Raw genomic sequence first — 14664 nt, 5'->3', positions numbered from 1 at the left:
AGGGGCAGTCGCAAGGACTGCCCCTTTTCTCTATATCTATTATAGTGAACACTAGGACAAACGTGCCCGCAAAATAGCCTCAGTCATGCGCACCGCCCGCACCCCGGCCTCAACGTCATGCACGCGCACAATATCTGCCCCTCGTTCCACCCCCATTACCACCGCTGCCAGGGTGCCTTCCAGGCGCTGGTCCGGGGGCAAATTAAGCGTATAACCGATAAAGGACTTGCGCGAAGGCCCTAAAAGGATCGGATAGCCCAACGCCTTAAAAGCCTCCAAGCGCTGAATTAGAACCAAGTTTTGCTCCACGGTCTTCCCAAACCCAATCCCCGGGTCGAGAATAATATGTTCGCGGGGCACGCCGGCGGCTTGGGCTATCCCGACACTGATCAGCAGTTCGCGCTTGATATCCTCGATCAGATCCTCATAGGCAATCCCCACATACCGCCCGCCCAGGCGCTCACGCAGTTCAGCGTGCTGAGGTTGACTGCGATTGTGCATCAGGATCACCACCGCCCCATATCGTGCCACCACCTCAGCCATACGCTCATCGGCGCGTAACCCCCAGACATCGTTGATCCAATGCGCCCCCAGGCGCAAAGCAGCTTCGGCCACCTCGGCCTTATAAGTATCCACCGAGAGAATAACATCCCAGTCCTGCTTGCTCAAAGACTCGATGACTGGCAAGACCCGCGTCATCTCTTCTTCGCCGCTGACCGGTGCCGCCCCCGGTCGTGTGCTCTCACCCCCGATATCCAGAATATCCGCGCCAGCCCGAACGAAGCGTTCGGCTTGCACCAGGGCCCGATCCACTACTTCCCCCTCACTCAGTAATCCATCCCCGGAGAAACTATCCGGGGTCACGTTAATAATACCCATGACATACGTGCGCTCGCCCCAGCGGGGTAAAGGCGTTGTTCGAGTCATTCCTTACCTCCATTCTCTTCAATCTCATCCAACCTGCGGCCATACCGCAGTCGCCTCAGCCCATATTTCAATTTCCCGACAATCCACCCGCGCGCGTAACGCTTCAAACGTTTCATTAAGTAACGGATGGTGCCCTTGGGGATAGAGATCACATAGCGGCACCAGCACAAACGCCCGTTCTGCCATGCGCGGGTGGGGCACAGTCAATTCCGGTAAATTGATTACCATGTCTCCATAAAGCAAAATATCCAGGTCAATCAAGCGCGGTCCATAACGCACCCCGGGTTGGCGCCCCAATTGGCGTTCCAGCGTTTTGAGATAGTGTAACAAAGGCAGAGGTTCCAGCTGCGTGCGGGCTTCAACCACCATGTTCAAAAAACGCGGCTGTTCGGTGATGCCCCAAGGCGGTGTTTCATACACTGCAGAAGCCCGCAACGGCTGGACCTCCGGCAGCAAGGCCGCCAATGCCTGACGCAAATTTGCCAAGCGGTCACCTAGGTTCGTGCCCAGTGCCAGATATACGGTTACCCAGGTTGCTCCATGGTTCGCCTCTGTGCGCATGGTCACCTCAAACCGGCGAGATAACCAGGCCAATCAGATCGGATTGTACCTCGCTGACCAACACAACCTTTTCTACCTCCCTGCGGGTAATGTGTTCAGCCCACGCGTTTAATAGAGCGGGCAAAGGCTTGTTCGGCCAGGAGATGGCGGTATAAGCCCACCCAGCAGGCAAGGGGAAAGGAGGTGTCTCCGGCATATCTAACCCTTTCACTGAACCGCTGCCCTCGCCGTCCAGGCCATGTTGGCTCAGCCAGTCATTCCACATGTCAGATGACATCATCTCCCGTGGAAAGGGTATCAGGGGCTCCAAGCGCGCCTGCGGCAAGCGGTTGTAACGCCCCACACCTGCCGCACTCGCCAAAACACTCCAGGCCACCCCTTCATTCACCGGCTCCGCCAATAAAAGCCACTCCCGTTCATGATAACGCAGCCCTGTTACCCGGTCCTGCAGCCAACGTAAGGCGCTGGGCGCAGAAAAAGGGGGCCAGGTGTAGGTTAAACCGGGCATGTCAGGGAAAGTATGCCCCGCTAGTACATGGCTCTCTTCGACCCAGCGGGGCTGAAGGCCGCTGGCCAGCAAAGCCGACATCACCCCTCCCTCGACTGCAAGCCCACCAGCGACCCAATACGCTTCACCCATCTCCAGTTATTGATTTCGTAGTGCGTTGATCAAATCCGCCAATAACCCGTAAGCCGTCGTCTCCGGCCCAGGATTACTCTCTACAATCCCCAATCCGGGCAGGACATCAAGCTGAAACTCAACGTAGGAACTGGTACCGCTGATGGCATACAGCGGAGAATCGGCGGAGACACGCTCTGGACGCACTCGCGCTTCCAACAACAGATCACCCTGGCGGCGTGCCGTGCACACCAGCTTCCAGCGCTCACCCGCTGCCCGCGCTTCAGCTACTTGCTCCCGGGTTAACTCTCGAATTCCCTGCCGCTCCACCTCTTGGGGTTTGAGCGGAATGCCCATTAGCACCGTCACCAGCGCCGCAACCTTGATCGCCGCATCCCAACCGTCAATATCGGCACTGGGATCGGTCTCGGCAATGCCAATCGCCTGCGCCTGGCGCACTGCCTCTTCAAATGTGCGTCCCTGCTCCATCTCACCCAAGATGAAGTTGGTGGTGGAATTGAGGATACCCCGAAAGCCCTGCAGGTTCACCGCTGGTAATGGGCCGCGGAAGAGCGAGAAAATTGGCGCTCCATCCATGACGGCCGCTTCAAAGAGAAAGCGCTTACCGCGGCTGACAGCCATTTCGGTTAACTCTTTATAGGCATGAACAACTGGGCCTTTGTTCGCGGTAATGGCGTGCATGCCTTTTTGCAACGCCGCCTTAATGTGGTCTATTGCCGGCTGGCCGGTGAGGTGATTAACGGGCGAAGTTTCAATCATCACTTCCGCCGAACTCGCGTATAGAAAGTCCAGCGTGTTTTGGGGTACTGGCTGGGCTGAAAGAACGTTTAGAGATTGACCGCGTTCGCTCAATTCCAGCGCATGATTAAGGTTAATCCCGCCGGGATTGATGGCCGCGCCGTGTCGCCCGGTCACAATCCCGGTCACGATCACCTGCCAGCCAAACTGCTTGAGCAGTTCCGGCTGTTTGCGTAAAAGCAAGCGGGCAAAAGCCCTCCCCACATTACCAAAACCGACCATGGCCAGGGTTACCTGTCGCGTCATCGCTCGTTCCTCCGCTTGTCTGTGATCATCGTGAATGTCATGCATGTTGTACCACAAACCCCCAGAATGTCAAACCTAAACCGGTGGCCAGGGGTAATAACGTCGCCCAGTCGGAGGGCGAGGGAAACAACCTCCGTGAAGCAAGCGCTGTGCCCGCCGTAAGAGGGCTTGGATTTCGGCGGCGCTTAAGAGGGCCTCCAGCGTTGCAACCCACGGCGCAGAACGTCTTTCCAAAGTGCTAACAAAACGCTCAATGTCGTCCGCATACGGCGGTGGAATAGGCTCCCCGGCGAAATCCCACACGACCGTGCGCAATTTATCTTCTACGTGAAAACAAATTCCATGATCTATCAACCACAAATGATGATCATGGTCAAACAGAATATGTCCTCCCTTACGATCGGCATTGTTGACCAGGATATCGAACAGCGCCACCGGGCGCAGACGCTGACGATCCTCAGGGGTAAAGGTGAAGTAGTGATACTCCGGGTCGTGGGCAATGAAAAATTGCAGCGAGCCTTTCCCCAACGGCCCTTTGCGCCGATAAACTGTGGGTGGCACCAACTCCCAACCCAGCGCTTGGCTTATCACATAAGCCGCCACTTCACGCAGGGCTAAAGTGCCAGGGGGAAAATCCCACAAGGGTTGTTCGCCCCGGGTAGGCTTGTAAACCGCTGGGATGTCCTCATCCTGATAACGTACCTGCACCAAAAACGTATCATTGGAGCCGAACAGCATCTCCCCTCGTAGCGTGATCTCCCCATGCTCCAACGCCTGGATGATCCGCGCCTCATTGTTTGTGCCACCCATTCGCTTACCAGCTCAGTTCACACCCTCAGGATCAATGTTTGTGCCCATTACGACGGGGGCAAAAATGGCCCTCGGGATCCATCGGCTCCCCGCACTGGGGACAAATCGGTCGCCCACGATTAACCACCTCTAAACCCCACGCCGCAAGCGCCAATAACTGGGAACGCGTGCACCAAAAGCGCACCACTGAAGTTTCCTCTTCCCCGCCTTCATCAGCGACCAGTTCATAAGCCACCAGGCAGACTAAGTCGCGATCGGGGTCATAAGCCAACCCCATCTCACCCACGCGGAAGAGCGGATCCACCGGTGGCTGTATGTGCATGGCCACTTCCTGGTAAAGCGGTGACGCTGGTGGCAAACCGGGATAGCGCTGGCTCAGTTCCTCTAAGAACTGCGTCACACCCAGGGCCAAAGTTTGCAACTGCACTTTTTCGATGAGCAAGGTCACCGATTGTGCCCCTTGCCAGGCCTGGAGGTAGAAAACGCGCTGGCCGGGCTTACCAATGGCATCGGCGGTGATGTGCGTTACCGGATCTAGGTCAATTTCCGTCCGTGGCATAGGATAAGTTCAGCCTCCTCGGTCTTATTTTAACCGACCTCAGGCGACCAGGGGTGCTTTTGCCCATGGCTTAACTGCAATTCAGGGTATCCAACCGCTCAGACTCAAGTTTACGAGGTTAATATAGCAGCTGATGACTTCAATTTAACCTCTCCCCCGCTCCAAACCACTTTTTCAACCGTCACTTCACGTTCACCCATCAGCCGCTGCACCTGCGCCCGAAGCCGTTCCACCTCGCCACTGGTAAAAAACCGCACCCTGCCCACACGGCCCGATGGCATCAACCAGCCCCGTTGGTTCAACACGCGTTGGGTTTGATGGGCCACTGCTGGGGCCGGATCAATCACCCGCACCTCTGCCCCGGCAATTTTTTGAATCAAGGGGATCACAAAAGGATAATGAGTGCACCCCAGCACCACCGTATCAATGCCCTCTGCCAGCATGGGCCGGAGTGCCCGTTCCAGGATCTGGCGCGGCGCCTCGCCATCTAAATCGCCGGCTTCAATGGCCTCCACCAGACCCGGGCAGGTATCTTGATACAAGCGTACATGGCTGGCAAAGCGTTCCACTACTGAGGCATACAGTGCGCCCTGAAACGTCGCCGGGGTAGCCAGCACGCCCACGCGCCCGGTCTGCGTCTGCTCTGCTGCGGGTTTGACCGCCGGTTCCATCCCCACAAACGGCACGTCGGGATACATCGTGCGTAAATGGTATAACGCGGCTGCTGAGGCCGTGTTGCACGCCACCACAATCACCCGTGCCCCATAGCGGAGCAAAAATCGGGTAATTCCTTCAGCAAATCCACGCACTTCTTCCAGAGCCCGCGGACCATACGGGACATGAGCCTGATCCGCCAGGTAGATGACAGGATGTTGAGGCAATAGCGCACGGATCGCACGCAAAACCGAAAGACCGCCCACACCCGAATCAAAGATCCCAATAGTTACCGTTTCAGCCGTTGTATCCACCTTGTGCTACCTGTATTAAGGCTTCAAATAATGCTAGATGCGGTGAGGAATCCAGGCGCCGTTCCGGATGCCATTGCACCCCCAACCCAAAGGGATGTCCGGGCACTTCCACCGCTTCAATCAGTCCATCCGGCGCCCACCCGACCGCCTTTAAACCCGGCGCCAGTCGCTCAATCCCTTGGTGATGATAGGAATTGACCTGAAGTTCGGCGGTGCTTACCACGCTGGCCAGCCGACTGGAGGGATCAATCCGCACAGGATGCCCAACTTCCTCTGAGCGGTGCGCCACCTGAGTGCCCAATTGATCGGGCAGGTCGGTATAAAGTGTGCCCCCTAGCGCCACGTTGATCACCTGAATCCCACGGCAAATCCCCAAGAAGGGCCACCCGTTTTCCACTGCCATACGCACCAGGGCAATCTCGGTAGCATCACGGCAGGCATCCACGCCATACACGCTGGGGTGAGGTTGTCCACCATAGAGGGCAGGATCTACATCCGCACCTCCGGTAAGCAGTAAACCATCCAAGCGTTGACGCACCCGATGTACCGCTTCATCGTCGCGGAGGGCGGGAAGCAATACCCCAATGCCCCCGGCCCGTTCCACGGCGGTTATATAGGTCTCGCTAATCGCGAATAAACCCTCATCGTCCTTGAACTTGCGCCCTAACGTGATACCGATAAGAGGTTTTGGCATTCAGGCTTTACCTCTAAATCCGACGCAGATCAGTCGGTCTGTTCGACTAGATAGTTTTGCAACCCCATGTGGCTGATCTGATCCAATTGAGCCTCGATCCAGTCAGCATGGTCTTCTTCGTCTTGCAAGATGCTCTCCAGCAGAGCGCATGTGCCGTGATCGCCTTCATCAACCGCCAGCCGGATGGCGGCATTATAGGCCTTTATGGCGTCATATTCAGCTTGCAGATCCCCTTTTAGTTGGACTTCAACCTCCTCGCCAATGTGAAGAGGGTTTAACTGGCTCACAATCGGCTTACCTTCCAGGAAGATAATCCTTGCGATCAGTTTCTCGGCATGGTGCATCTCGGTAATGGCGCGCTTTTCGATGGCTTCATGCAATTTCTCATATCCCCAGTTAGCGCACATTTCTGAATGCACCATGTACTGGTTGATGGCGGTCAATTCATCCGCCAGGAGGTGATTGAGGACATCAATGACCTTGGGGCTCCCTTTCATGGCTGACTCCTTTCCCTGAAGATTATAGATTCAAGTGACCTGGCATTACACGATAGCCTGTACTTTCTGTATTATATTATAAGCCTTAGCACCAGCCCCAATGTCCTTTTTATACCTCCCAATCCTCTACTTCGTGGTAGGGAATTGGCGCAACATCGCGCTGCCGCTCTTCCCGACCACTGACCACAATTGGTGTTGATTGCGGGTAATAAAACGTCTGACGCAACGCCCAGGTTAACGGCCCGCTCTGGCGGTAACCCTGATACGTCCCCCAGAATTGCGCCCAGCGGAAGCGCACGACATTCCACCATTCGCGCCGCCACACCCCCTCTCTGTGTGCTACCTGCCAGTCATTCCACACGTTGCTCACCCATAGGCGTACCAGATCCCGTAAACCGAAACGCTCGTGAGGATAAATCTGCTTGAACGCCATCCCTTCTCGTCGGTAGCGGTTATAAATTCCACGCCAGGTCTCGCGATGAACGTGAATCACCTCGGCTTCAGCCACATAACTGATGGCATATCCCTGCGCTTGTGCCCAGCGCGCCCAGGCCAGGTCTTCCAGTGCCGGTAGCGACTCGTCATAAGGGTGCTGTTCCCATAAGGCGCGCCGGATGGCTGCATTGGCGTTGTTACAAAATGGATGCGGCTGGCGCGGAATAGATTGATCCGGATACCAACGGCGAAAAATCTGGTGTTCTGAGAACTTGGTCACCGCATGCCCACGCTGCTTACCATAGGTCAGCGCCACTTGAGCATCCTCAAACGGTTCCAGTAAACGCTCCAACCAATCCGGGTAGACCGGATAGACATGCGCACTAGCCATCACGATAAAGGGTGCTGTGGCCTCACGAATGCCATAATTTAGCGAACGCCCAAAGGTGAATTCCTGGGGTTGGATGTGGGTAATTTTGACCCCGTAGCGCTTCGCAATGGCTACTGTTGCGTCGGTTGACCCCGAATCCACCAGTATCACCTCAACGTCGCGCAGAGTCTGATGATGGATACCCTCCAAGAGACGACCAATATGTTGCGCCTCGTTATACGCCCGAATCACCACCGCACAAACCGGCATGGTTATCCCTCAGATGTAAGGGGTAGTGAATGTGCGAGTGCACCCTCCGCTGGCTCTAAGACAAAAGGATTGCCGCGGGTAATACCTTCCACAATAACGCGTAAGGTCGGCGATGCTTGAGGTAACAGCGCCTGCCAATCAAACGGCTTCAAACGCACGAACCCCGGCCAAATGCCATCCTCTTCGAGATAATCCTCAAATGGCAACGAAGTCATAAAGAGTTGGTAGTAAAGGAAGCGCCGCGCCTCACGAACGAACTCGGGAGGGACTTCGATGCGTTCTGCGTTCAAAAAAGCCTCCGCCTGGCGCAGATAGTCTTCAGCGTTGAGAGGAAAGAACACCGTGGGGTACTGTGTGTAACGGGCACGCCCCGCACACAGCACCGGCACGCCCATAATCGAGGCTTCTAGGCCGATAGACGAGTTATAGACCATCACAAACTTGGAGCGCTGAATGAGTTCATACGAACTGAGATACTCGCGTGGTCCGACAAAAACCACATTGGGCAGATTTTTCACCCCGTGTTGCTCCACCCACGCCGCCACCGTCTCACGACTTTCTTTGCCCGGGCGCAACTCATCTGGATGGGCGCGGATGACAAACAGGGTTTCCGGGTGGGCGCGTATCAGATCTAAAAGGGCGTTCAGCCAGGCAAACATATCTGGGAACAGGGTGTTGGCATGCGGTTGGCTGGTATCAAAAATGACGTTGGTGAAGACCGGCACCACTTGACGGAAAGCACTCAAACGCTGCTGCCAGGTTTCATCCAAGCCACGCATCTCCGGCCAGAAGCGAATACCCGCCATGGTAAACTGTCCCTGAAAGCGCTGCGAGAGATAGGCATCCAGGCACGCTTCTTGCTCCGCTGATAGGGTAAACTCCGTTGGAATCTGAATCGGATAAGCAGTGGCTTCCCCTTCCGTAAAGAAGGCCGAGAACGGGCGCAATCCTACTTCATGGGTGATGACACGAATACCCCGCTGCCGCGCTACCCAGCGCGCCGTTGCCTCGGGGTAAAACTGACCGTTAAAGACCACAACCGCCAGCGGCTGCACCTGCTCCAGAAGGGCGGCGAACTGCTTTCCTACGCTCCACGCCGAAAGGATATACTGGCGGTACAGATAACGCGTCGGTTCATCATCCATCAGGGTGTGGCGCCGTAAAATCCAGCGCATTGCCGGTAGCACCAGCGCCCCTAACGGCATCCCTTCATAAACAAAATCCATCAACGCGTTCAGGGTCAATCCTTGCAGAGCCGCACCCAGTTTTGGCTCTTCCTGATAGATTAAAGGAGCGACCTGGGCACGCGCATACACTGCCCGCGACTGGGCTAAGCAAGAGGCACACGGCGGGAAACGGGTAGGATCATCACGATTTGTCCCTAACACACACGGTCGTAGCCCTTGGTGGCAAACAAAATGCACCACGGGTGTCCCGGAGAGACGCAAGGCCCAGGCGGTCAGTAGTGAGAAGGCCGCGTTCAAGCTCAACCCGACCAAGCGCGTGGAGGCATTAAAGAGGATAACCGGCGGTGTGTGGGCATCCACCGGGGCGCGGGCGGCCACTTGCCGCGCCAGCCAGCGGAGTTGAAGATTATTCTGCCAGCGACGCGCTCGGTGCCTTATGGTATTTTGTAAGCGCGCGAGGGACAAAGGGGAAAATGGCACGCTTCAGACTCCAAACCGACGCAGTTTGCGCAGAGAGGGCAACTCGCTTTCGTAAACGCGCTTTACCCCATCCCCCAGGGCTTGCTCGGTCACTCGGATATACTTCACCAGGCGCTCAAAGCCACCGGGCTCCACCGAAGCCGCCTGATCACTCCCCCACATTGCCCGATCCAGCGTGATGTGGCGTTCGATCAAGCATGCACCAAGAGCAACGGCCACCACTGAAGGTATCAAACCCACCTCATGGCCGGAGTAGCCAATGGGGATATCGGGATATTCGCGTTTTAGAGTCTGGATCATGCGTAAATTGAGTTCTTCGGGCGGGCAGGGATACGTGCTGGTAGTATGGCAGATCAGCAGATTGTCAGGATCCAGCAATTTAACGGCCTCACGGATTTGCTCAAAGGTGGACATACCAGTCGAGAGGATGATCGGGCGTCCAGTCGAGCGCACCTTGCGCAGCAGGTTGTGGTCGGTGAGTGCGGCGGACGGGATTTTATACGCCACCGGGCTGAAAGCTTCCAAAAAGTCCACCGAAGGCTCGTCCCAGACCGAGGCGAACCAGGTAATGCCCAATTCACGGGCGTGGGCGTCAATCTCGCGGTACTCGGCCTCACCAAATTCCATCTTGCGGCGGTAATCCAGGTAGGTGATATACCCCCAGGGGGTTTCCCGCATGACATTTTGTTGGTCAGGTGGAACACACAATTCAGGGGTGCGCTTCTGAAATTTCACCGCGTCCACCCCGGCCCGGTAGGCCGCATTCATCAGACGCTTGGCGATCTCAATGTCGCCGTTATGATTGATCCCAATTTCGGCTACGATGTAGGTTGGATAACCATCCCCCACCCATTGCTCGCCGATTTTAATCGCCTTCGCCATGATCTCTCCTTAAAAATATGATTTCAAAATTCAGGCAGGGCAGAATCATACCCTTCCCAGGGGTTATCGTCAATGCCTGCTGAACGTAAACCCGGCAAAGATCAAAGCGCCTGCTCCGGGTGGAACAGGCGCCAATTCGTTGCTTCAACACCAAGGGTTTAGAACAACCCCACCACGCGCCCGGTCTCAAAATCAAGGTCAATATCGTAAAAAGCGGGGCGAGTGGGCAAGCCAGGCATGGTGCTGATCGTGCCCAGCAGTGGGTAAAGGAAACCCGCCCCCACCGACGCGCGAATATCGCGCACCGGGATGCGAAAGCCTTTGGGCACACCCTTGAGGTTGGGGTCATGGCTCAGGCTGAGGTGGGTCTTGGCCATGCAGATGGGCAACTTGTCAAAGCCCAGCCGCGTGTACTCTTCGATCTTGGCCTCAGCTTCGGGCAGGTAATCCACACCATCGGCGCCATAGACCTCACGGGCAATGATTTCAATTTTTTCCTTGATCGGTATATCCAGCGGATAGAGGAAGCGGAACTGTGAGGGTTTCTCTGCTGCCTTGACCACGGCCTCGGCCAGTTCCACAGCACCTTCGCCGCCGAGTTCCCAATGGCGGCACACCACCGCGGCTTCGGCACCACCTTCTTCCACTGCCACCTTACGAATGAGTTCCAACTCCGCCGGGGTATCGGTGGCAAAAGCATTGATAGCCACCACCACTGGCACACCGAATTTACGCGCGATGCCAATGTGTGCCAGCAGGTTGCCCAGACCGGCGCGGAGCAAATCCAGATTCTCTTCGGTGTAGGCGTGATCCAGCGGTTTGCCAGCCACCACTTTAGGTCCACCGCCATGCATCTTGAGCGCCCGCACTGTAGCGACCATCACCACCGCGTTCGGCACCAGGCCGGAATAGCGGCACTTGATATCGAAGAACTTCTCCATTCCCATGTCGGAACCGAAGCCGGACTCGGTTACCACGTAGTCGGCCAATTTGAGCGCAATCATATCAGCGATGATGCTGCTGTTGCCGTGGGCGATGTTGGCAAACGGTCCAGCATGGACAAAGACCGGTGTGCCTTCCAGCGTTTGCATCAAGGTCGGTTTGATGGCGTCTTTCATCAGAACGGTCATCGCGCCGGCAACACCCAAATCATCGGCATCAATTGGCTCACCCCGGCGGTTGGTACCAATCACTACGCGCCCAATGCGGCGGCGCATATCGGCTAGATCTGTGGTGAGGGCCAGGATCGCCATTAATTCGCTGGCCACGGTAATATCGAAGCCGGTTTTGCGCTCCATGCCCTTTTCTTCGGGGCCCTGGCCAATGGTAATCGCCCGCAGAAAACGATCACTGGTATCAATGACCCGCCGCCAAGTAATCGAATCGGGGTCAATATCCAGGCGTACAAAACGGCTACGCTCTTCAGGGGTCATCTCATCCGGATCGGTTTTATCAATGCCTAGCTTGCGCAGCCGATTCCACATATTGCGGGCGAAGTGGCGCTTGCCGTTCTTATCTTTGGGGAAGAGACGCTCAAAAAGTTGCTCATCGGTGGCGCTGGCTTCGTGCAGGATGCGCGCATCAATGGCAGCGGCAAGCAAGTTGTTGGCCGCTGTAATGGCGTGGATATCGCCGGTCAGGTGCAGGTTGAAATCTTCCATGGGAATGACCTGGCTGTAGCCGCCACCGGCAGCCCCACCTTTGATCCCAAAGGTTGGCCCCTGACTAGGCTGGCGTAGGCAGGTGACCACACTATAGCCCAGGTGCGCCCCCAGGGCCTGGCTCAAGCCAACCGTTGTGGTAGTCTTGCCCTCGCCCAGAGGGGTCGGCGTAATTGCGGTTACATCAATATACTTGCCGTTCGGGACATCCTTGAGTCGTTCGAGCACCTCCAGTCGCACCTTGGCCTTGTAGGGGCCGTAGAGTTCAATTTCCTCGGGGAGTAACCCCAACTCCTCGGCCACCTGAGTGATGGGTTTCAGATCGGCTTCCTGAGCGATTTCAAAATCAGGTGGAACGGGACTGCGCCGCTTCAGCGGGGTAGGCTGGAAGGGGCGGCGCTTAGTAAGGCCGGATTTTTGTGACATGGCTGCCTTCTCCTGGGGAAATAATTAGGGCTCTGATAATATTATCCTCCAGGATGAGACGAAAATCAAGGAAACAGGGTAATTTGTCAGACATATTTATGAGGAATGTCTATTGTCCTGAAGCCGAAACATAAGGAAGTGGCGCGCGGACAAAGGTCTCCACCGGCAGCACATCCACCAGTTCATACTGCCGCGTTCCTACCCCTAATGCCTCAGCATACTGGGTGACCAAATAGGGGTTTTTATATGGCCCATGCAGCCAGGCCAGTGGGTGTCCTTCGCGGGTGTGCACTTCCATCGAGGTCGGCACATTCTCTTCAATCAGCGGGGTTCGGGCCGTTGCATCCAGCACCGCCTGATCCACCGCCACTAAATCCTCTGAGCCAAAAATACCAGCATCAGGCAGAATGGGCATACCGGTGAAGCCGAAACAGTCGCACACCGGTGTCATGTGCGTGGCCAGGACAATATGCACTGCCTTCCCTGGCGCAAAGGTGGACATCACAATCGAGGCGCTAATGGCACAGGCTTCCTGAAACGAGGCAAAGTTGACCGGATCAATCTTCAGGCTTCCCGGCGGCGCCACTTGCAAACAGCGTCCGCACTGATTGCAGTTATCCACGTGAAGATGAAGATAATCTGGGCGCTCTTTATCCTGCACCAATGCGCCATGAGGGCAGGATTCGATGATCTTCTGACGCAAGGCTGGATCGGGGCATTTTTCGGGGAACCAGTATGGGTCAAAGTGACAGACGTCGTGCATGGCACTACGCGTTTCGGCTACCATACAGCCCAATGCCAGATTCTTGATTGCCCCACCGTAGCCGCATGAAGGATGTCCTTTGGCATGCGCCAGGTTGATCAGGAAGGTCGCTTCCTCAATCAAGCCAGCCACTTTCCACTCACGAATATTTTTGTACGGGCGGGTATGGGCGTAATAATAGCGTTCCTGCGGTCCTGCGGCGGGATAGATGGGACACCCCACGACCTCAGGGGTGTACCCACGGGTTTCAGCTCCGGTTACATCCCACGAGACATCGGCAATGAATGGCTTACCTCCACCTTCCTTAACGGCTTGAACCACACGGCGCACGAAGACCGGATGCACGGTGGAGTAACCAACGTTGTTGCCGGTATGCATTTTGATCACTACCAGTTCATCCTTAACCCGATCTCGCAGGTGTAAACGTTCCATGATCAGATCGAGTTTAGCGGGTAGCGTTTCGCGCCAATCTAGGCGCGCCTGGCGGGGGGAACCGAAATAGACCGTCGCTCGATTCATCATACACCTCAGTCATGGGGGATAATAAATAAATTATAGCGGGGGTTAAGAAAAAAGCCCTGGAAAAGGGCTTTAAACCAAAAAAGTCTCTTGGCAACGACCTACTCTCCCAGGGGGTCGCCCCCCAAGTACCATCGGCGCTGACGGGCTTAACGACCGGGTTCGGGATGTGACCGGGTGTACCACCGTCGCTCAAGTCACCAAGAGACTTTTTGGTCAATTTTAAAGGTTCAGTGAATAGTGTGAATGGGCCTTGGTAAGACCCAACCGGTCAAAGAGACCTGAGTTCTCCGCACCACGTCGGAAGCCCTCGGCCATTAGTACGGCTAAGCTCAACGCATTGCTGCGCTTACACTTGCCGCCTATCAAGCAGGTAGTCTACCTGCGGCCTTACTCCCTTGACGGGATTACAGGGATCTCATCTTGGGGCGAGCTTCCCGCTTAGATGCTTTCAGCGGTTATCCCTGCCAGACATGGCTACCCAGCGATGCCGTTGGCACGACAGCTGGCACACCAGAGGTCTGTCCACCCCGGTCCTCTCGTACTAGGGGCAGCTCCCCTCAAATCCCTTGCGCCCACAGCGGATAGAGACCGACCTGTCTCACGACGGTCTGAACCCAGCTCGCGTACCGCTTTAACGGGCGAACAGCCCGACCCTTGGGACCTTGTCCAGCCCCAGGATGCGACGAGCCGACATCGAGGTGCCGAGCGAGGCCGTCGATGTGAACTCTTGGGCCTCACCAGCCTGTTATCCCCGGGGTAGCTTTTATCCGGTAAGCCACGGCCCTTCCACTCGGTACCGTGGGATCACTAAGCCCGACTTTCGTCTCTGCTCGACGCGTTGGTCTTGCAGTCAAGCTCCCTTCTGCCTTTACACTCTACGGCTGGTTTCCATTCAGCCTGAGGGAACCTTTGGGCGCCTCCGTTACCTTTTAGGAGGCGACCGCCCCAGTCAAACTGCCCACCTGGCA

The 14664-nt window shown here is 56.1% G+C and carries 14 protein-coding genes and 2 rRNA genes; all 16 read right to left on the bottom strand.

The genetic code is table 11. The features are described from left to right. Positions 1 to 51: 51 nt before the first annotated feature. Positions 52 to 927 carry a dihydropteroate synthase gene (gene folP, locus AC01YT_RS02690; protein ID WP_476672679.1) on the bottom strand — a complete coding sequence of 292 codons (876 nt, stop codon included), beginning with the start codon at positions 925 to 927 and terminating at the stop codon, positions 52 to 54. 24 nt (positions 928 to 951) lie between these two features. Further along, positions 952 to 1488, bottom strand: a complete 537-nt coding sequence (folK, locus tag AC01YT_RS02685; RefSeq protein ID WP_476672678.1) for a 2-amino-4-hydroxy-6-hydroxymethyldihydropteridine diphosphokinase — start codon at positions 1486 to 1488, stop codon at positions 952 to 954. 7 nt (positions 1489 to 1495) lie between these two features. Then, a complete protein-coding gene (locus tag AC01YT_RS02680) occupies positions 1496 to 2077 on the bottom strand; it encodes a hypothetical protein (protein ID WP_476672677.1) in 582 nt (193 codons plus the stop codon). A 57-nt stretch (positions 2078 to 2134) separates the two neighbouring features. Next, positions 2135 to 3172 carry a homoserine dehydrogenase gene (locus tag AC01YT_RS02675; RefSeq protein ID WP_476672676.1) on the bottom strand — a complete coding sequence of 346 codons (1038 nt, stop codon included), beginning with the start codon at positions 3170 to 3172 and terminating at the stop codon, positions 2135 to 2137. 75 nt (positions 3173 to 3247) lie between these two features. Next, the gene (locus tag AC01YT_RS02670; RefSeq protein ID WP_476672675.1) at positions 3248 to 3982 is read right to left on the bottom strand and encodes an SCO1664 family protein; all 735 of its coding nucleotides are present in this window, start codon (positions 3980 to 3982) and stop codon (positions 3248 to 3250) included. A gap of 31 nt (positions 3983 to 4013) precedes the next feature. Then, on the bottom strand, positions 4014 to 4541 hold the full coding sequence (locus AC01YT_RS02665; RefSeq protein ID WP_476672674.1) for a DUF3090 domain-containing protein: 528 nt from the start codon (positions 4539 to 4541) through the stop codon (positions 4014 to 4016). Positions 4542 to 4651: 110 nt separating this feature from the next. Continuing rightward, positions 4652 to 5509 (bottom strand): glutamate racemase, encoded by an 858-nt coding sequence (gene murI, locus AC01YT_RS02660; RefSeq protein WP_476672673.1) that lies wholly within the window; start codon positions 5507 to 5509, stop codon positions 4652 to 4654. Beyond that, positions 5493 to 6203, bottom strand: a complete 711-nt coding sequence (locus AC01YT_RS02655; RefSeq protein WP_476672672.1) for a gamma-glutamyl-gamma-aminobutyrate hydrolase family protein — start codon at positions 6201 to 6203, stop codon at positions 5493 to 5495. Before AC01YT_RS02655 ends, murI begins: the two co-directional genes overlap by 17 nt. 29 nt (positions 6204 to 6232) lie before the next feature. Beyond that, a complete protein-coding gene (gene bfr / locus AC01YT_RS02650; RefSeq protein WP_476672671.1) occupies positions 6233 to 6700 on the bottom strand; it encodes a bacterioferritin in 468 nt (155 codons plus the stop codon). A gap of 109 nt (positions 6701 to 6809) precedes the next feature. Then, positions 6810 to 7775, bottom strand: a complete 966-nt coding sequence (locus tag AC01YT_RS02645; RefSeq protein ID WP_476672670.1) for a glycosyltransferase family 2 protein — start codon at positions 7773 to 7775, stop codon at positions 6810 to 6812. Between the two features lie 2 nt (positions 7776 to 7777). After that, a complete protein-coding gene (locus tag AC01YT_RS02640; protein ID WP_476672669.1) occupies positions 7778 to 9442 on the bottom strand; it encodes a capsular polysaccharide export protein, LipB/KpsS family in 1665 nt (554 codons plus the stop codon). Between the two features lie 3 nt (positions 9443 to 9445). Beyond that, positions 9446 to 10324 carry an N-acetylneuraminate synthase family protein gene (locus AC01YT_RS02635; RefSeq protein ID WP_476672668.1) on the bottom strand — a complete coding sequence of 293 codons (879 nt, stop codon included), beginning with the start codon at positions 10322 to 10324 and terminating at the stop codon, positions 9446 to 9448. A gap of 158 nt (positions 10325 to 10482) precedes the next feature. Continuing rightward, positions 10483 to 12411: a formate--tetrahydrofolate ligase gene (locus AC01YT_RS02630; protein WP_476672667.1), complete on the bottom strand. Its 1929-nt coding sequence runs from the start codon at positions 12409 to 12411 to the stop codon at positions 10483 to 10485. Positions 12412 to 12520: 109 nt separating this feature from the next. Continuing rightward, positions 12521 to 13696: a DUF362 domain-containing protein gene (locus AC01YT_RS02625; protein ID WP_476672666.1), complete on the bottom strand. Its 1176-nt coding sequence runs from the start codon at positions 13694 to 13696 to the stop codon at positions 12521 to 12523. An 85-nt stretch (positions 13697 to 13781) separates the two neighbouring features. Further along, positions 13782 to 13898 (bottom strand): 5S ribosomal RNA (gene rrf / locus AC01YT_RS02620). Between the two features lie 92 nt (positions 13899 to 13990). Continuing rightward, positions 13991 to 14664: ribosomal RNA gene (locus AC01YT_RS02615) — 23S ribosomal RNA — on the bottom strand; the annotation flags it as partial.

It is taken from the genome of Thermanaerothrix sp. (assembly GCF_056331585.1).
This window is presented reverse-complemented; position numbering and strand designations above follow the sequence as displayed.